The following is an 18,581-nucleotide window of genomic DNA, read 5'->3' as shown; positions in this document are numbered from 1 at the left end:
CCTCGAGCACCAAGGGACCGGCCGGCAACAGGGCTGCGCGCCGTGGGTCAGGCTCCTGAGCCGGCGATGATGGCGAAGAGCCCGACGAAGTACACCCCGAAGCAGAGGAAGATCATCGCGAAGAGGGCCGTGCCGACGATGCCGAGGATCTTGCCGATGTTGGCGTGGTCGCGGTTGGACCAGCCCGCCTGCGGGTTGGCGTCGATCTCCTTGAGGGCCATGTGGCCGAGGATCCAGGCGACGATCCCCAGACCGGGCACGACGACGATGCCCAGGATCCCGAGGACCAGGGCGGCGGTCGCCGTGCCGTGCTGGCGCACGGGCTGGAAGGGGTAGGGCGGCGGCATCTGCGGGGGTGGCTGCGTCATGGTGACCCCACCGTAAGCGCGCCGCGCCGCGTCGGCCACGGGGAGCACTCCCCACAGCGAGGACGACGTGCGCGCCTGCGTCGCCGCCCGGGCCGAGGTCCTCGGCTCCTGACGGGTGGTCGCCCCCTTCGTCACTCGAAGGGGGTGGCGTCCCCCGCCCCGTAGCGGGCGATCTCGGCAGCGCCCGACGACAGGTCGACGACCGTCGTCGGCTCGGTGCTCACCTCGCCCGCGTCGATGACGATGTCGACCTGGTGGTCGAGCTCCTCCTTGACGTCCCAGCCGAAGGTCGGGGTCCGCGACTCCCCCGGCAGCAGGAGGGTCGAGATGAGCATCGGGTCGCCCAGCCCGGCGAGCAGCGCCTGCGAGAGCGGGTGGTCGGGGATGCGCACGCCGACGGTCTTCTTCTTCGCGTGGAGCAGTCGGCGGGGCACCTCCTTGGTCGCCGGCAGGATGAAGGTGTAGGGCCCGGGCGTGGCCGCCTTGACCGCGCGGAAGATCGCGTTGTCGACGTGCACGAGCTGCCCCAGCTGGGCGAAGTCGGCGCACAGCAGCGTGTAGTGGTGCTTGTCGTCGAGGCGGCGGATCTCGCCGATCCGGTCCTTGATCGCCTGGTCGTCGAGGCGGCCGCCGAGGGCATAGCCGGAGTCCGTGGGGAAGGCGACGAGCGCGCCCTCACGCAGTCGCTCGACGACCTTGCCGACGGTGCGGGGCTGGGGGTTGTCGGGGTGGACTTCGACGAAGGTGGCCATGGGTCCACCGTAGGCGTGACGAACCACGCCACGCGAGGGCCCCGACTCGCCCGGATCCGGGGCGTCTGCTGCGAGACTGGACGAGCCACAGGTCGTTGCTGCATTCTTCAACGACTTTTCCTTCGTCCCAGGGGAGCACATGACGGACAACGAGCTCGACCTCAACGGTCACTGGACCATCGACCCCGGCCACAGCCGCATCGGCTTCTCGGCCCGCCACGCGATGATCTCCACGGTCCGCGGCTCCTTCAACGACGTGACCGGCGACGTGCGCGTCGACGTCGACGACCTCGACGGCTCGACCGCCAAGGTCACCCTCAAGGCCGCGAGCGTCGACACCCGCAACGGCCAGCGCGACGACCACCTGCGCAGCCCCGACTTCTTCGACGTCGAGCGCTTCCCCGACATCACCTTCGTCAGCACCAACATCGAGGAGATCCGCGAGCGCGCCTACATCGTGAGCGGCGACCTGACGATCCGCGACGTCACCAAGCAGATCACCATCCCCCTCGAGCTCGGTGGCGTCATGGTCGACGCCTTCGGCGCCGTCCGTGCCGGCTTCGAGGGCTCGCGCCGGGTCAACCGCCGCGACTACGGGCTGGAGTGGAACATGCCGCTCGACAAGGGCGGCGTGCTCGTCTCCGAGAAGATCGACCTCGAGTTCGAGATCTCCCTGGTCAAGCAGGACCAGTAGTCACCCTCGCGCGCCGAGCTCCGTGGCGAGCTCGGCCGCGAGTGCCTTGGCCGTGCGTCCGACCCCGATGAGGGTTGCCGACGCCGGTCCGGTCCAGTCGCCATAGCCGACGAAGCAGACCCGCCCGTCGCGCACGGAGCGGTTGCCGCTGACCTCCGGGATGCCGGCGGAAGTGCGCAGCCGCAGCGAGCGCAGGTGGCGCAGTGCGGGCCGGAAGCCGGTGCACCAGATCACCGTGTCGACCTCGATCCGGTCGCGCCCGATGACGGCTCCCTCAGGGACCATCCGGTCGAACATCGCCCGCACGCGCAGCGCTCCCCGCTCCCGGGCGCGGCGCACCTGGGGCAGGACGACGATGTTGCCGACGAAGGCCGCCTCCGCGGCGTGCGGGTCGCGCAGCCGGGCGCTCGCCTCGTCGAAGAGGTGGCGACCGTCGACGTCGTCGGGCAGGAAGCGCAGCCGCCGTGCCGTGACGAGCGAGACCCGGTCGGCGGTCTCGACGAGGTCGGCGGTGATCTGCACCCCGGAGTTGCTGCCACCGACCACGGCGACGCGCTGCCCCGCGAAGTCCTCGGGACCGCGGTACTGCGCGCTGTGCAGCTGGCGCCCGGCAAAGGTGTGGGCCCCCTCGACCATGGGGACGAAGGGGGCCGCCCACGTCCCCGTGGCACTCACGACGTAGCGCGCCGCGACCTCGCCGTGGTCGGTCTCGACGAGGAGCCGGTCGGCGGTGCTCCGTACGTCGTCGACACGCACCGGTCGCTCCACGGGCAGTTCGTAGCGCGCCTCGTAGTCACGCAGGTACGCCCGCACGTGCTGCACGGGCGGGAAGGTGTCGGGGTGCGGTGGCATGGGCCAGCCGGGAAGGGAGGAGTAGGCCGACGGCGAGAAGAGGCGCAGGGACGGCCACGTCGAGGCCCAGGCTCCACCCGGATGGGCGCGATCATCGAGCACGACGTGGTCGATGCCGACGCGGCGCAAGTGGTAGGAGGTCGCCAGACCCGCCTGACCACCACCGAGGACGGCGACGTCGACCTGTCGGGGCATACGACCTCAGGCGTCCTCGGCCGTCATCTCCACGGGGACCCCGATCTGCACCGTCCGCGAGACGGTGCACAGCCGGTCGCGTGACTGGGCCACCGAGCGCGGGAAGGCCGACCGGGCGCGGTCTCCCCCTTCGCCCTCGGGGAAGCCCAGTCGGAAGGTGACGGCCAGGTCGCTCATGTGGTTGCCGTCCTCGGGGGTGGAGACCTTTTCGCCCTCGGCGACGACGTGGAAGGACTCGGGCTCGGCGCGGCGTGAGGTGATGTGGTCGACGTCGACGGAGCTGCACCCGGCGAGCGCGGCGAGGAGCAGCTCCACGGGCGTGAAGTCGTCGGAGGAGCCGTCGCCGATGGTGATCGTGCCGCCACGAGCATTGCGGATCTCGTAGCGCCCCAACCCGATTCGGGTCAGCTCGACACTGCGGTGGCCGGGGCCCGTCCCGCCCGTGGGCTCATCGCTCGTCATGGTCAGCCTCCAAGTGGTCGGTGCGGCCGCCGCTCACGGCCCGTGGGCCATCCTGACAGACCGGGCCGTCACTAGTCTGGGCCGCATGGCCTCCCCCACCCCCGCGTCCCCGCCCGCCGGTCGACTCGTGCTGCTGCGGCACGGCGAGACCGAGTGGAGCCGCGACGGACGGCACACGGGCAGCACCGACCTGCCCCTGACCGACGAGGGCCGGGCCCGCGCCACCCAGGCTGCCGCTCGGCTCGAGGAGCGCGGCATCCGACCGGTCCTGACCCTCACCTCCGACCTGCGGCGAGCGCGTGACACCGCAACCCTCGCCGGTCTCGGGGCCTCGGTCGACACGGACCTGCGCGAGTGGGACTACGGGGCCTACGAAGGTCGCTCGACGGCGCAGATCCGCGATGAGCTCGGCACCGACTGGGACGTCTTCCGCGACGGAGTGCTCCCGGGGGTCACGCCGGGCGAGACCGTCGAGGAGGTCGCGGCCCGGGCCTCTCGGGTGCTGGCCCGAGTGCGAGCGCACCTGCACGAGGGCGACGTCGTGCTCGTCGGCCACGGTCACACCTCGCGGATCCTGGCGACCGTGTGGCTGCGCACCTCTCCCAGGCTCGCGGCCCAGCTGACGCTCGACGCCTCCCGGCTGGCCGTGCTCGGCCACCACCGCGAGGACCCCTGCATCATCAGCTGGAACTGCTGACGACCTGCCGCATTGCCCTACGGCAATGCAGAGTCCCGGCCTGCGGTGGCTGCATTGCCGTAGGGCAATGCAGCCACAGGGGCTAGGGCAGGGGCCAGGTGTGCACCGGGGCGTTGGTGTGCATGTGCTCGGTGTAGAGCCCGGTCATCTCGGCCAGGGCGGCAGCCCGGTCCAGCCCGCCCTCCTCGAGTCGCCGCACGCACTCGCTCTGCCACACGGCGCCGTTGACGCCGGAGGTGCAGCGCCCCTCGATGACCGACAGGTAGCGGGTGATGACGCTCTCGGCCACACCCCAGTCCTCCAGGCCGCGTCGGGCCATCGGCAGCAGGTGGCGCAGGACGAGCTCGTCGGCTCCGAGCTCGCCGAGACCGGGCCAGTAGAGCCGGGCGTTGATGCCGTCGCGGGCCGCCGTCTCGAAGTTGGCCTCCGCGGCCGGGAAGGACATGCGCGTCCAGATGGGCCGGTCCTCGTTGGCCAGCGTGCGCACGCAGCCGTAGTAGAAGGCGGCATTGGCCAGGGTGTCGATGATCGTCGGGCCGGCGGGCAGGACCCGGTTCTCGACCCGGACGTGCGGGTGCCCCTTGCCGGGGTCGTAGATCGGGCGGTTCCACCGGTAGACGGTGCCGTTGTGCAGGTTGAGCTCGCCGAGCTCGGGGGTGCCCCCGGCGTCGAGCACGGCGACCGGGTCCTCCTCCGTCGCCTCGGCGAGCAGCGCAGGGAAGTAACGCACGTTTTCTTCGAAGAGGTCGAAGATCGAGGTGATCCACCGCTCGCCGAAGAAGACGCGCGGACGCACGCCCTGGTTCTTCAGCTCGATCGGCCGGGTGTCGGTCGCCTGGGCAAAGAGCGCGACCCGGGTCTCGGCGTGCAGCCGCCGTCCGAAGAAGAAGGGCGAGTTGGCGGCGAGCGCCAGCTGCGGCGCCGAGATGATCTGCGCAGCATTCCAGTGGTCGGCGAACTGCGTCGGACCGACCTGCAGGTGCAGCTGGACCGAGGTGCACGCCGACTCCGGGGCGATCGAGTCGGCGAAGGTGTGCAGCCGCTCCCCCGTGGGTCCCTCGATGTCGAGGACGATGTCCTCACCACGGGCGACGAAGATCGAGTCGTTGAGCGCCGTGTAGCGGTTGTTGTCGCTGATCCACTCGCCCTGGAAGTGCTCGGGCCGGATCGTCGGCAGGATCCCGATGGCGATGATCCGCGCCCCGGCCTCCTCGGCCTTGGACTCGGCGCGGTTGAGCGACTCGCGCAGGCTCTCCTCGAGCCGCAGGGCCGAGTCACCCGGCAGCGGCCGCGGCGCGACGTTGAGCTCGATGTTGAACTGCGCGAGCTCGGTCTGGTACTCGGGGTCGGCGATCGCCTCGAGCACCTCGTTGTTGACGAAGGCCGGCTGCTGCCCGTCGTCGATGAGGTTGAGCTCGATCTCCAGCCCGGTGAGCGGCACCTCCTCGTCGAAGGCGCGCTCGTTGAGCATCCGCTCGAAGACGTCGAGGTTCTGCTGGACCTTCTCCCGGTAGCGCTGACGCTCCTCGCGCGAGTAGCTCTGCGCGGCGACTTCCTTGCCCATGGGGTGCCCCTCCCGGTGTCGGCTGGTGCTGAATCTACCCACGGCACGCGTCGCGGGCGAGTATCAGACCACGGTCGGATGCGCCGCCCCCTCCGCCCTGCCTACGCTCGCCCGGTGACCACCGAGACGATCACCCCGAGGCGGGGCCCGACCGCGCGCGTGCGGTCGTGGTTCGCCGCGCACACCGGGCTCGTCGACCTCGTCATCGCCGGGTCCATGTGGGTCGTCACGTCCCTGGGCTACGCCATCTCCTACGCCGGCCTGCCGGTCGGCGCGGTCGAGATGCTCCTGCTCTTCGTCGTCGCATCGCTGCAGACGCTGCCCTTGGCGTGGCGACGCACCCGCCCGGAGCTCGGCTTCGGCCTCGTCGTCCTCGGCCATGTGGCCCAGCTCGTCGTGGCGGACTCACCGATGCCGTCGAACCTCTCGTCGCTCATGGCCGGCTACGCGGTGGCCGCCTACGCCCCGCGCCGGTGGGTGCGCCGCCTCGGCCTCGTGGCCGCCGTGGCCTCCGGGCCGCTGGCCGTGTGGGACTGGTACGCGTACGACGGGGCGAGCGTGCTGGCCCTGGTGCTCATGACGACCCTCTTCAGCGGGCTCGCGCTCGTGTGCTGGCTCTGGGGTGACCTCACCCGCAAGCGCCGCGAGCTCGTCGCCCGCCTCCAGGAGCAGAACCTCGCCCTGCGGCGCGACCGCGACCAGCGGGCCCGGATCGCCGCCCAGGACGAGCGCACCCGCATCGCCCGTGAGATGCACGACGTCGTCGCGCACTCGCTGAGCGTCGTCGTCGTCCAGGCCGACGGTGCCGCCTACGCGGCGGAGCACGGTGGGGGCTTCGACCGGGAGCAGGCCGTGCGCGCGCTCGAGACGATCGGGGCGACCGCCCGCGAGGCCCTCGCCGAGACCCGGCACCTCGTCGGGGTCCTGCGCACCACCGATGACGAAGGGAGCGCCCCGCACCCCGTCGAGTACGCCCCCACGGAGGGTCTCGGCGACCTGCCGGACCTCGTCGACCGGGTCGCCGCCACCGGCATCGACGTCGACCTGGACCTCGCGCCGGGGACGGCCGCGGTCCCCCGGGACGCCGGGCTCGCCGCGTACCGCATCGTCCAGGAGTCGCTGACCAATGTCATCAAGCACGCGGGCCCGGCCGCCCGCGTCGCGGTGCGCGTCACCACGGGCGACGTGCTGGGCGTCGAGGTGCGCGATGACGGCCGCGGCGCGGCGGCCACCGACGACGGGGACGGGCACGGCATCATCGGGATGCGGGAGCGCGCGACGAGCGTCGGCGGGTCGTTGACCGCCGGCCCGGTGCCCGGCGGTGGCTTCGCGGTCAGGGCGACACTCCCCCTTCGCCACGAGGAGGCACGATGACCGACGAGACCATCCGGCTCGTCCTCGTCGACGACCAGGCCCTGGTGCGTGCCGGGTTCCGCATGGTGCTCCACGCGCAGCCCGACATGGCCGTCGTCGGCGAGGCCGGTGACGGGCGCGCCGCGCTCGACCTGCTCGCCACGACCCCCGCCGACATCGTCCTCATGGACGTGCGCATGCCGCGCATGGACGGCGTGGCGGCCACCGAGGCGATCGGGGGCATGGACGAGGGGCCACGGGTCATCGTCCTCACGACCTTCGACCTCGACGAGTACGCGCACGCCGCGCTGCGGGCCGGTGCCAGCGGGTTCCTCCTCAAGGACGCCGGCCCCGAGGAGCTGCTCGCCGCGATCCGGGCCGTCGACCGCGGTGACTCGGTCATCGCCCCGAGCACGACCCGGCGGCTCATCGAGCGGTTCTCCCCCCACCTGCGCGGGGCGGGCTCGCCGGCGCCCGACCCGACCGCCGACCCCCGACTGGCCGAGCTGACCCCCCGCGAGCTCGAGGTGCTGAGGGCGGTCGCCCGGGGGCTCACCAATGCCGAGATCTCCGCCGAGCTCCACCTCGCCGAGGCGACCGTCAAGACGCACATCGGACGCATCCTCGCCAAGGCGCACCTGCGCGACCGGGTGCACATGGTGCTGCTCGCCCACGAGACCGGGCTCGTGGACGTACGACCACGGTCGTAGGCGGGGCCGGTCCGGCGGGCCGAGGTCCAGACCACGGACCGATGTGCCGGCAGCGTTGGCGCACAAGGCTGGTCACCATGACCACGACGCAGACACCCGCCCTCCACCCACGCCACGCGACCGAGGCCGTCGCGGCCCGCACGACGGGCCTGCGCAAGGTCTTCGGCCACGGCGACTCGGCCGTCACGGCCCTCGACGGCGTCGACGTCGACATCGCCGCCGATCGCCTCACCGCGATCATGGGACCCTCCGGGTCCGGCAAGTCGACGCTCATGCACTGCCTCGCCGGCCTCGAGCAGCCCACCTCCGGGCAGATCCACGTCGGCGACACCGACATCACCCGGCTGTCCGACCGGCAGCTGACGCTGCTGCGGCGCGACCGGATCGGCTTCGTCTTCCAGTCCTTCAACCTGCTGCCGATGCTCACCGCCCGGCAGAACGTCCTGCTCCCCCTCACCCTCGCGGGCCGGTCCGTCGACCGCGAGCGGCTCGAGCACGTCACCCGGGTCCTCGGCATCACCGACCGGCTCGAGCACCGGCCGAGCGAGCTCTCCGGCGGGCAGCAGCAGCGGGTCGCCGTGGCCCGCGCGCTCGTCACCGCGCCCGACGTCGTCTTCGCCGACGAGCCGACGGGAGCCCTGGACTCGCGGACCTCGGCGCACCTGCTCGCCTTCCTGCGCTCCAGCGTCCACGAGCTCGGGCAGACCGTCGTCATGGTGACCCACGACCCCCGGGCCGCGAGCTACGCCGACCGGGTGCTGCTCCTCGCCGACGGTCGCCTCGCCGGGTCCCTCGACGACCCGACCGAGGACCGGGTGCTCGCGGCCATGAAGGGTCTGGGTGAGTGACGTGCTCCAGCTGACCCTCGCCTCCCTTCGTCACCAGTCGCGACGGTTCCTCGCACCCGGCCTGGCCGTCGTGCTGGGTGTCGCCTTCATCGCCGCCACGCTCGTGCTCACCGGGACGCTCCAGAGCTCGATGCGCACCTCCGTGGCCGGTCACTACGCCCCCTACGCCAGCGTCGTCACGCCGAAGGGGGACGACGCGGACTCCCCGTCGCTCCCCGCGGGGATCGTCGACGAGGTCTCCGAGGTCGACGGCGTGACGTCGGTCGACGCCGTCCGCGAGTCGTGGACGATGGCGAGCACGCCCGCCGGCCAGCGGGGTGCCTTCGTGACGACCGGAACCTCCACCCACGCCCCCGGGGTCGTCGAGGGCCGCGCGGCCCGCGCCTCCGACGAGGTGACCCTCTCGACGGCGACGGCGAGCTCCTTCGGCAGCCGGGTCGGCGACGAGGTGACCTTCGCCTCCGGCGACGACGGATCGCCCGTGCGCGCCGAGGTCGTCGGCATCGTCGACGTCGCCGACCACCCGGTGTACGGCAGCGGGACCCCCGTCGTCTTCACGACGGCAGCCGGCGTCACCGACCTCACCGGGCTCACCGGGTGGACCGAGATCGACGTGCGCGGGGGCGACGAGGCCGCGACGACGCGGGCCCTGCGCGACGCCCTTCCCCTCGACGCCGACGTCGCGTCCACCACCGAGGCGTCGGACGACCTCGTGAGCCGGGTGACCGGCGGCACCGACGTGCTCGGGGTGCTGCTCACGGCCTTCGCCGCCATCGCCCTCTTCGTCTCGGCCATCGTCATCGGCAACACCTTCGGCATCCTCCTCGCCCGCCGGGCCCGCGAGACCGCACTGTTGCGGGCGGTCGGGTCGACGCGCGGGCAGGTCGTGCGCTCGGCCCTCGTCGAGGCGCTCGTCGTCGGGCTCGTCTTCTCCGCCGTCGGGGTGCTCGCCGGCATCGGCCTGGCGTCGGCGCTGGTGGCGGCGGGCAATGCCTGGGCCTCCAACTACTTCCCGACCCTCGTGCTCGACGTCCCGGCGAAGGCGGTCCTCCTCCCGGTCCTCGCCGGCGTCGTGGTCGTCGTGTGCGCGGCCCTGCGCCCGGTGCTGCGCTCCTCGCGGGTGGCGCCCCTCGCCGCGCTGCGACCCGATGCCGCGATCACGGCCCGCTCCCGGGCGGGTCGGCTGCGCGTCGCAAGCGGTGTGGTGCTGATCGTGCTCGGCGGCGGCGCGCTCGCGGCCGCGGCGGCGAGCCACCAGGTGCTGCCGGGGGTGCTCGGCGGGTTCCTCTCCTTCGCCGGGGTGCTGCTCGTCGGCAGCGTGCTCGTCCCGTGGCTCGTGCGACTCGTCGGGTCGGTGGCGGCGCGCCCCTTCGGCCCCGCGGGGCGGCTCGCGGTCGACAACGCCGTGCGCAACCCTGCGCGGGCGGCGGGCACGACGGCGGCCCTGCTCGTCGGCGTCACGCTCGTGTCGATGACGGCCGTCGGTGCCGCGACGGCGAAGTCCGCCCTCACCGAGGTCATCGACGCCCAGTACGCGGTCGACGTCGTCGTCCAGGGCGACGACGTCACCGACGCCCAGACATCACGCCTCGCCGGGGTGGAGGGCGTCGCCGGGGACGCCGCGGTCGAGACGACGACGGTGCGCGTCACCGGCGCGGGCGAGCGTCGCGACGTGCAGGTGGCTGCGCTGCCGCCGGGTATCGACGACGTCGTCCGCGACCCGTCGGCCGTGACCCACCCGGCCACCGACGAGGTCGTGCTGTCGGAGGAGCAGGCGCTCGAGGCCGGGATCGCGTCGGGCGACGAGGTGACTGTCAGCGGTCCGCGCGGCCGCGCGGAGCTCACCGTCGCGGTCGGGCAGGGCATGGGTGCCGGCTGGCTCGTGGACCCCACCGTCCTTCGCGAGCTCGACGACAGCCCCACGACCGGCGCGGTCTTCCTCCGGCTGGCCGACGATGCAGACGTCGACCGCACCGTCGAGGGGGTCCAGCAGGTCGCCACCCAGATCGAGGGCAGCGAGGTCGGTGGCGGGGCGCAGGTGCGCCAGACCCACACCGAGACGCTCGACCTCGCGCTGGCGATCGTGCTCGCCCTGCTCGCGATCTCGGTCGTCATCGCGGTCGTCGGCATCGCCAACACCCTGTCGCTCAGCGTCATCGAGCGCACCCGGGAGTCGGCCCTGCTCCGGGCGCTCGGCCTGACGCGGGGCCAGCTGCGGCGCATGCTGGCCGTCGAGGCGGTCCTCCTCGCCGTCGTCGGCACCCTGCTGGGCGCGGTCCTCGGGGCGGGCTACGCCTGGGTCGGCGTCACCGCGCTGCTCGGCGAGTTCACCGACGCGCCGCTCGTGCTGCCGTGGTCGCAGCTGCTCGCCGTGGGCGCCGGTGCAGTCATCGCCGGCCTGCTGGCCTCCGTGCTGCCCGCGCGCCGGGCCGCCCGCGTGGCACCCGCCGCGGCGCTCGCCGCGGACTGACCGTCGCGGTGACCGGGGGTGGGACCGCGCAGGGGGCGGTCCCACCCCCCTTCCAGGCTCGTGCCTCGCACCTCGGCACCGCCTTCGTCATGGCGAAGGGGGTGTCGCGCCACCGGGTTGTCGGCGGTGCCTCATAACGTGGCGGTCATGAAGCTGATCCACACCTCCGACTGGCACCTGGGGAGGGCCTTCCACGGCGCCGGCCTGCTGCCGGCACAGTCGGACTACGTGGACCACCTCGTCGAGACCGTGCGGAGCGAGGCGGTCGACGCCGTGCTCGTCTCGGGTGACGTCTACGACCGGGCACTCCCGCCGCCCGAGGCCGTCGAGCTGCTCTCCGAGGCGGTGACCCGACTCATCGACGCGGGCTCCCAAGTCGTGCTCTCCAGCGGCAACCACGACTCCGCGATCAGGTTGGGCTTCGCCGCCGACCTCCTGCAGCGGGCCGGGCTGCACATCCGCTCCGACGTGCGCTCGATCGGATCTCCCGTGCTCGTCGGCGACACGGCCGTCCACGCCATCCCCTACCTCGAGCCGACCGCCACGACCGTGACCGACGAGCTCGGCGTCGCCGAGCGCTCGCACACGGCCGTACTCACCGCCGCGATGAAGCGGGTGCGCGCAGATGTGGCGAGTCGGGGTCCCCGCACCGTCGTCATGGCCCACTGCTTCGCCAGCGGCGGCGCGGCGAGCGACTCGGAGCGCGACATCACGACCGGTGGCGTGGCGATGGTCCCCGCGAGCACCTTCGACGGGGTGGCCTACACCGCCCTCGGTCACCTCCACCGTCCCCAGCGGGTGGCCGAGACCGTCCGCTACAGCGGGTCGCCGGTGGCCATGTCCTTCAGCGAGGCCGGCCAGACCAAGGGGTCCCTGCTCGTGACGCTCGACGAGCGCGGAGCGACCACCGTCGAACAGGTTGCCGCGCCCGTCCACCGCGAGATCGCCCTCGTGCGCGGCACTCTCGACGAGGTGCTCACCGACGCGCGTCACGAGGCGGCGGAGCGGGCGTGGGTCCAGGTCACCCTCATCGACCCGATCCGTCCCGTCGGTGCCTACGACAGGCTGCGACGACGCTTCCCCCACCTGCTCCAGCTGGGCTTCGAACCCAGTGGTGACGTCGTGCCCGTGCACAGCTACGCCGCCCGGGTCCGGCGGCGCGAGCCGCTCGAGGTGTGCTGCGACTTCGTGAGCGACGTGCGGCGGGGAGCCACCGCCGACGACGAGGAGCGCCGGTTGCTCTCCGATGCCCTCGAGGCCGGCCGGCGCGACCGTGACCGGGCCGAGGAGCACGGGGCTCCTCGGCGTCGCCGGCGAGGCGTCGCGTGAGACTGCACCGCCTGCGGGCCAGCGCCTTCGGGCCCTTCGCCGGCACGATCGAGCTCGACCTCGAGACCATCGGGGCGGGCGGCCTCTACCTCATCCACGGCCCGACCGGCTCGGGCAAGACGAGCCTCCTCGACGCGATCTGCTTCGCGCTCTACGCGGGCGTGCCCGGCGACCGCCAGAGCACCTCGCTGCGCAGCCAGCACGCCGCAGCCGATGTCCCCACGGAGGTCGAGCTCGAGCTGACCTTGGGCGAGCGTCGGTTGCGGGTGGTCCGCCACCCCGCCCACGAGCGTCCCAAGCGCCGCGGCTCGGGCACGACCACGGAGCCCGCCGGAGTGCGCCTCGAGGAGCGGCGTGCTGCTGGCTGGCACACCGTGAGCACCCGCATCGACGAGACGGCCCAGGTGCTCGACGACCTGCTGGGCATGGGGCTCGAGCAGTTCCGTCGGGTCGTCATGCTGCCCCAGGGAGACTTCGCCGCCTTCCTGCGGGCCACCGACGAGCAACGTCGCGAGGTCCTCGAGCGGCTCTTCGACATCTCCGACTACGCCGGCGTCGAGGAGGAGCTGGTCCGACGCCGGCAGTCGGCCGAGGCGACGCTCAAGCAGTCACGGGCCCAGCTGTCGACCCACGTGACGCACCTCGTCGACGTGCTCTCGGCCGTCGAGGAGGAGCTGCCCGAGCCCGACGCCGCGTGGGCCGACCTCGACGCGATGCAGCTGCCGGAGGCGCTCAGCGCGGTCGGCGAGGCCTTCGAGCGGGTGGTCGCCGAGGCGATGACCCGTGTCGACCAGGCCGACACGGCCGCCGGGGCCGCGCGCGAGGCTCTTGATGCCGAGCGGCGACGCATCGACCTGCGGCGTCGTGGTGCTGCGGCCCGCAGCCAGGTGGCCGACCTCGAGGCGGTCGCCGACGCGCACGCCACCCGGCGACGCACCCTCGAGGAGGCGAGGGCGGCCGCCGCAGCTCTCCCCCACGTCGCGGCCATGGCGCGCGCGGAGTCCGCCCTCGCCGCGGCACGGCAGTCACGCGAGGAGGCCGTCGCCGCGCTGCCCGAGGGGCTGCGCACCCGGTGGGCCACGTGGATCGACGCGATCGACCTCCCGGAGCCCGACGAGGGGTCCGACGGGCCCGTGGACGGCGGCGAGGACGCCGGGGCGCTCGCCGAGGGCACTCTCTGCCTCGAGCGCGCGCGCCACGAGGCCGTCGCTCTGCGGCGCAGATCGGGGGAGCTGCCCATCCTCGCGGAGCGACTCTCCCGGTCTCGAGCCACGCTCTCGCGGACCGAGGAGCTCGTCACCCGGCTCACGGAGGAGGCCGAGGCCGACGACGTGGTGCGCGAGCGACTCCAGCACGACCGGGAGCGACTGACCGCGTCCGCTGCCGAGCTCGACCGGCTCGACGCGCTGATCGCGGCCCGCCGTGGGGCGAGGGCCGTCGAGTCGGACCTGCGCCGCGCGACCGACGAAGCCCTAGCGGCGCGCGAGCACGTCCAGGAGCTGCGCGCAGGCGTCCAGGAGCTCGTGGCGGCCCGTCTCGACAACATGGCGGGAGAGCTCGCGGGGCTGCTCTCCGAGGGCGACCCCTGCTCCGTCTGCGGGTCCACCGAGCACCCCCGGCTCGCGCGGTCGACCCGGGTCGTCACCCCGGAGGACATCGAGGCCGCGCGAGTGGTCGCCGGTGACGCCGAGGGGGTCCACGAGGCCGCCCGTCAGGCACGGGGAGAGGTGGCCGCGCAGCTGGAGGTCGCTCGCGCCGAGGTGCTCCGCCTCGCCGCGGTCGGCGCGTCCGAGTGCGGCGAGTCCGACGAGCCCGACTGCGAGTCCGCCGCGGCAGCGTCCGATGCACCGGCCGACCTCTTCGAGGTGTCGCCCGCCGAGCTCGCAGTCCGCGAGGAGCTCGCGACAGAGGTGTCCGAGCTGCGCACCTCGGTCAGTGGGGCCGCTGAGGTCGAGCGTCGCGTCGAGGAGCGGGCCGCCCGGCTGCTGCGTGCCCACGCATCCGGGCGTGAGGCCGCCGACGAGCTCGCCTCGCTGCGGGCCCGCCGCGACCAGCTCTGCGAGCAGCTGGCCGAGGCTGCCGACGCGATCGGCGCGGCCGTGGCGGAGCACGCGACCACCTGCGCCTGCGTCGACCCGGCCGACGCGGGCCTCGACGAGGTGAGCCGACCTCCCTTCGAGCGCGTGGACCGCCCGGACGAGGTCGAGGCGACCCGGCGATGGGTCGGTGACCTCGTGGACCATGTGCGACGGGTCGACCAGGTACACGCCCGGGCCGTGACGCATGCAGAGACCCTCGACGCGGCCACGATCGACGAGCGCCGGGCACGAGCAGGGGTGGCCCAGGCGGCTCGCCACCTGTCGGACGCCCTCGTGGAGCACGGCTTCGACGACGCTGACAGTGTGCGGGCAGCGGCTCGCCCGAGGACCGAGGTGGCTGAGCTCGACAGTCGTGTCCGATCGCACGAGCAGCAGCTGGCCGCGGCACACCAGGTCCTCGCCGAGCCGGACGTGGTGGCCGCGCTCGATGCCGAGCCTGCCGACGTCGATGAGCTGGCAGCCACTGCCGCGCGAGCCAAGCACGAGGCCGACGACGATCGCCGCCACCAGGCGAGCACGGCCACGGTGCACCGACAGCTCGTGCGTGTCTCCCAGCTCGTGATCGACGAGTGCGCGCTCATCGGACCCGCCGCCGCCGAGGCCGAGCTCGTGCGGCGGATGGCCGACCTCGTCACCGGGACGAGCGCCGACAACGACAAGCGCATGCGGCTGAGCACCTATGTCCTCGCCGCGCGACTGGAGCGCATCGTCGAGCTGGCCAACTCACGCCTGTCGGCGATGGCCGACGGTCGCTACGAGCTGGCGCACGACGACACGTCCGCCAGGGGCCAGCGGCGCGGGGGCCTGGGCCTCCTCGTCCGCGACCTGTGGACCGGTCAGGACCGGGCGACGGCGACCCTGTCCGGAGGTGAGTCCTTCACCGCCTCCCTCGCCCTGGCGCTCGGGCTCGCAGACGCGATCCGTGAGGAGTCGGGGGGGATCGAGTTCGGCACGCTCTTCGTCGACGAGGGCTTCGGCAGCCTCGACCAGGACAGCCTCGAGCAGGTGCTCGACGTCCTCGACGGCCTGCGCGACGGCGGTCGCAGCGTCGGCGTGGTGAGCCACGTCAGCGAGATGCGCACCCGCATCCCCACCCAGGTGCGCATCGACAAGTCGCACCACGGCTCGACCGTCACGATCACGGGCGTCCCGGGCGCAGCCTGACCCCTCCGCCCGGGTCGAGGTGGCCGCGACCGGATAGACGGTCCCCATCACCTCGACCCGCCCGCGAAGGGGGTCGACTCAGTCCTCGAAGGCCTCCGGCGACGGGCAGGAGCAGACGAGGTTGCGGTCACCGTAGGCACCGTCGATGCGGGCGACCGGGGGCCAGTACTTGTCTGCTGCGTCGACGCCGACGGGGAAGACGGCGGTGGACCGGTCGTAGGAGTGGGTCCACTCCCCCGCCAGCTCGGCCGCCGTGTGCGGAGCATTGCGCAGGACCGAGGCCTCGACGTCGCCGGAGGTACCCACCTCGTCGATCTCGCGGCGGATGGCGATCATCGCGTCGCAGAAGCGGTCGATCTCGCCCTTGTCCTCGGACTCGGTCGGCTCGACCATGAGCGTGCCCGCGACCGGGAAGCTCATCGTCGGCGCGTGGAAGCCGTAGTCGATGAGTCGCTTGGCGACGTCGTCGACGGTGACCCCGGTGTCCTTGGTCAGGCCACGCAGGTCGAGGATGCACTCGTGGGCCACGACGCCACCCGGGCCGCTGTAGAGCACGGGGTAGTGGTCGCCCAGACGTCGGGCGATGTAGTTGGCGTTGAGCACGGCCACCTGGGTCGCCCGCGACAGACCGTCACCTCCCATGAGCCGCACGTAGGCCCACGAGATCGGGAGGATGCCCGCGGACCCGTAGGGCGCCGCACTGATCGGGCCGACGCCGGTGGCCGGGCCCGCTGCCTCCGCCAGAGGGTGGTTGGGCAGGTAGGGCGAGAGGTGCTCGCGCACCGCCACCGGGCCCACGCCCGGACCGCCGCCGCCGTGCGGGATGCAGAAGGTCTTGTGCAGGTTGAGGTGGCTGACGTCCGCGCCGAAGCGCCCGGGCTGCGCGAGCCCGACGAGGGCGTTGAGGTTGGCCCCGTCGACGTAGACCTGACCGCCGGCGTCGTGCACCAGGGCGCACAGCTCGCTGATCGTGTCCTCGAAGACGCCGTGGGTGCTGGGGTAGGTCACCATGATCGCCGAGAGGTCGTCGCGGTGCTGCTCGACCTTGCTGCGCAGATCGTCCATGTCGATGTCACCGCCCTCGGCGGTCTTGACGACGACGACCTTCATGCCGGCCATGACCGCGGACGCGGCATTGGTGCCGTGGGCGCTGGCGGGGATGAGGCAGATGCGCCGCTCCGCCTGGCCGTTGGCCGCGTGATAGGCGCGGATCGCCAGCAGACCGGCGAGCTCTCCCTGCGAGCCGGCGTTGGGCTGCAGCGACACCGAGTGGTAGCCGGTGACCTCGCTGAGCCAGCCGCTCAGCTGCCCGACGAGCTCGCGGATGCCGACGGTCTGGTCGTCGGGAGCGAAGGGGTGCAGACCGGCGAACTCCGGCCAGGTGATGGCGACCATCTCGGTCGTGGCGTTGAGCTTCATCGTGCACGAGCCGAGCGGGATCATGCCGCGGTCCAGCGCGAAGTCCCGGTCGGACAGCCGCCGCAGGTAGCGCAGCATCGCCGTCTCACTGCGGTGGGAGTGGAAGACCGGGTGGGTCAGGTAGTCGCTCGTCCGCACCAACGCCGCGGGCCAGTCAGGGCTGACGCGGGGAGCGTGCGTGGAGTCGACCTCGTCGGCCACGGCACCGTCACCGGAAGCGCCGAGCGCGCCGGCCACCGCAGCGACCTCGCTCGGGTCGGTGGTCTCGTCGACGGAGACCAGGACGGTGTCGGCGTCGGCTTGCCAGATGTTGACCCCCGCGGAGAGCGCTGCCGCGACAGCGTCGGCGGCGCCGCCGGGGATGGTCACGCGCAGGGTGTCGAACCACGGACCCTCGGCCACGTCGACGCCCGCCTCGCGCAGCCGCGCCGCGAGCCCGACCGCGGTGCCGTGCACCCGCTCGGCGATCGCCCGCAGTCCGTCGGGGCCGTGGTAGACGGTATACATCGAGGCCATCACCGCGAGCAGGACCTGCGCGGTGCAGATGTTGCTCGTCGCCTTGTCGCGACGGATGTGCTGCTCACGCGTCTGGAGGGCGAGGCGGTATGCCGGACGGCCGGCGGCGTCCACGGAGACCCCGACAAGGCGACCGGGCAGGGTCCGCTCGAGGCCGGCCCGGACGGCCATGTAGCCGGCGTGGGGACCGCCGAAGGCCATCGGCACACCGAAGCGCTGGGTCGTGCCGACCGCGACGTCGGCGCCCCACTCCCCCGGTGCCGTGAGCAGCGTCAGGGCGAGCAGGTCGGCGGCGGCCGTGACGAGTGCCCCGACCTCGTGGGCCGCGGCCGTCAGGGCGCGCCAGTCGCCGATGATGCCGTCGGCGCCCGGGTACTGGACGAGGACGCCGAAGACGTCACGATCGCCGGCGGCCGCGCGCAGCGCGTCCACGGTGTCGACGCCGGTGAGGTCGGCGACGACCACGTCAATGCCCAGGGGCACCGCACGGGTGCTGATGACCGCCTGCGTCTGCGGGAAGGTGTTGGCGTCGACGAGGAGGACCGCGTCCTTGGCGGCCTTGCTCGAGCGTCGCATGACGGTCATCGCCTCGGCTGCGGCGGTGCCCTCGTCGAGCAGGGAGGAGCCCGAGGTCTGCAGCCCGGTGAGGTCGGCGACCATCGTCTGGAAGTTGAGCAGCGCCTCGAGCCGGCCCTGGCTGATCTCGGGCTGGTAGGGCGTGTAGGCGGTGTACCACGCGGGGTTCTCGAGGACATTGCGCTGGATGACCGACGGCGTCACCGTGCCGTAGTAGCCCAGGCCGATCATCGACGTGTGCACGGTGTTCTTGGCGGCGAGGGCGCGCAGCTCCTCGATGACCGCCAGCTCGCTCGGGGCCGCCTCGATGCCGAGCGCATCGGTCTGGCGGATCGCACCGGGGACGGCCGCATCGCAGAGCGCGTCGAGCGTGGGCTGGTCGATCAGGCCGAGCATCTGCTCGACGTCGTCCGCACGGGGGCCGACATGACGGCCGACGAACTCGGACAGGGGGGACGAGGCGCTCATGAGGCTCCCTTGGACGTGGGTGGACACGAAGTCAGCCTCCCCATC

General features: G+C 72.9%; 14 protein-coding genes. 8 read left to right on the top strand and 6 right to left on the bottom strand.

Features of this window, described 5'->3' with window-relative positions; genetic code table 11:
* Nucleotides 1-47 precede the first annotated feature (47 nt).
* Together H7A72_RS07765 and H7A72_RS07760 are read right to left on the bottom strand one after the other, a co-directional pair.
* Complete coding sequence (locus tag H7A72_RS07765) at nt 48-368, bottom strand: DUF4190 domain-containing protein (protein ID WP_185222178.1); 321 nt, start codon at nt 366-368, stop codon at nt 48-50.
* A gap of 131 nt (nt 369-499) precedes the next feature.
* On the bottom strand, nt 500-1,120 hold the full coding sequence (locus H7A72_RS07760) for an L-threonylcarbamoyladenylate synthase (RefSeq protein ID WP_185222177.1): 621 nt from the start codon (nt 1,118-1,120) through the stop codon (nt 500-502).
* Nucleotides 1,121-1,259: 139 nt separating this feature from the next.
* Here H7A72_RS07760 and H7A72_RS07755 point away from each other — a divergent pair, with 139 nt between their 5' ends.
* Entirely contained in the window at nt 1,260-1,814 is a 555-nt protein-coding gene (locus tag H7A72_RS07755) for a YceI family protein (RefSeq protein WP_084451900.1), read from the top strand.
* On the opposite strand, the gene H7A72_RS07750 is transcribed toward H7A72_RS07755, so the two are convergent.
* Both H7A72_RS07750 and H7A72_RS07745 read right to left on the bottom strand, forming a co-directional pair.
* Nucleotides 1,815-2,861 carry an ArsO family NAD(P)H-dependent flavin-containing monooxygenase gene (locus H7A72_RS07750; RefSeq protein WP_185222176.1) on the bottom strand — a complete coding sequence of 349 codons (1,047 nt, stop codon included), beginning with the start codon at nt 2,859-2,861 and terminating at the stop codon, nt 1,815-1,817.
* 6 nt (nt 2,862-2,867) lie between these two features.
* Nucleotides 2,868-3,323, bottom strand: coding sequence for an OsmC family protein (locus H7A72_RS07745; RefSeq protein WP_084451898.1), 456 nt, complete (start codon nt 3,321-3,323; stop codon nt 2,868-2,870).
* Between the two features lie 85 nt (nt 3,324-3,408).
* Between H7A72_RS07745 and H7A72_RS07740 the strand changes: the two genes are divergently transcribed.
* Nucleotides 3,409-4,020 (top strand): histidine phosphatase family protein, encoded by a 612-nt coding sequence (locus H7A72_RS07740; protein ID WP_185222175.1) that lies wholly within the window; start codon nt 3,409-3,411, stop codon nt 4,018-4,020.
* An 82-nt stretch (nt 4,021-4,102) separates the two neighbouring features.
* On the opposite strand, the gene H7A72_RS07735 is transcribed toward H7A72_RS07740, so the two are convergent.
* Nucleotides 4,103-5,584 carry a glutamate--cysteine ligase gene (locus H7A72_RS07735; protein WP_084451896.1) on the bottom strand — a complete coding sequence of 494 codons (1,482 nt, stop codon included), beginning with the start codon at nt 5,582-5,584 and terminating at the stop codon, nt 4,103-4,105.
* Between the two features lie 114 nt (nt 5,585-5,698).
* Here H7A72_RS07735 and H7A72_RS07730 point away from each other — a divergent pair, with 114 nt between their 5' ends.
* The 6 genes from H7A72_RS07730 to H7A72_RS07705 all read left to right on the top strand — a co-directional run bounded on the left by H7A72_RS07730 (nt 5,699) and on the right by H7A72_RS07705 (nt 15,557).
* Nucleotides 5,699-6,958 (top strand): sensor histidine kinase, encoded by a 1,260-nt coding sequence (locus H7A72_RS07730; protein ID WP_185222174.1) that lies wholly within the window; start codon nt 5,699-5,701, stop codon nt 6,956-6,958.
* Complete coding sequence (locus H7A72_RS07725; RefSeq protein ID WP_084451894.1) at nt 6,955-7,647, top strand: response regulator transcription factor; 693 nt, start codon at nt 6,955-6,957, stop codon at nt 7,645-7,647. Before H7A72_RS07730 ends, H7A72_RS07725 begins: the two co-directional genes overlap by 4 nt.
* A gap of 77 nt (nt 7,648-7,724) precedes the next feature.
* Complete coding sequence (locus tag H7A72_RS07720) at nt 7,725-8,495, top strand: ABC transporter ATP-binding protein (RefSeq protein WP_084451893.1); 771 nt, start codon at nt 7,725-7,727, stop codon at nt 8,493-8,495.
* The gene (locus H7A72_RS07715; RefSeq protein ID WP_185222173.1) at nt 8,488-10,965 is read left to right on the top strand and encodes an ABC transporter permease; all 2,478 of its coding nucleotides are present in this window, start codon (nt 8,488-8,490) and stop codon (nt 10,963-10,965) included. The genes H7A72_RS07720 and H7A72_RS07715 overlap by 8 nt, the downstream gene beginning before the upstream one ends.
* 147 nt (nt 10,966-11,112) lie before the next feature.
* The gene (locus H7A72_RS07710; protein ID WP_185222172.1) at nt 11,113-12,294 is read left to right on the top strand and encodes an exonuclease SbcCD subunit D; all 1,182 of its coding nucleotides are present in this window, start codon (nt 11,113-11,115) and stop codon (nt 12,292-12,294) included.
* Complete coding sequence (locus H7A72_RS07705; RefSeq protein ID WP_185222171.1) at nt 12,291-15,557, top strand: AAA family ATPase; 3,267 nt, start codon at nt 12,291-12,293, stop codon at nt 15,555-15,557. Before H7A72_RS07710 ends, H7A72_RS07705 begins: the two co-directional genes overlap by 4 nt.
* Before the next feature lie 78 nt (nt 15,558-15,635).
* On the opposite strand, the gene gcvP is transcribed toward H7A72_RS07705, so the two are convergent.
* Nucleotides 15,636-18,536 carry an aminomethyl-transferring glycine dehydrogenase gene (gene gcvP / locus H7A72_RS07700; protein WP_185222330.1) on the bottom strand — a complete coding sequence of 967 codons (2,901 nt, stop codon included), beginning with the start codon at nt 18,534-18,536 and terminating at the stop codon, nt 15,636-15,638.
* Between the last annotated feature and the right edge of the window lie 45 nt (nt 18,537-18,581).

Source organism: Janibacter sp. YB324 (assembly GCF_014217915.1).
Taxonomy (GTDB): Bacteria; Actinomycetota; Actinomycetes; order Actinomycetales; family Dermatophilaceae; genus Janibacter; species Janibacter indicus.
Note: the sequence above shows the minus strand (reverse complement) of the source record. Positions and strands in the feature narration are given on the sequence as shown.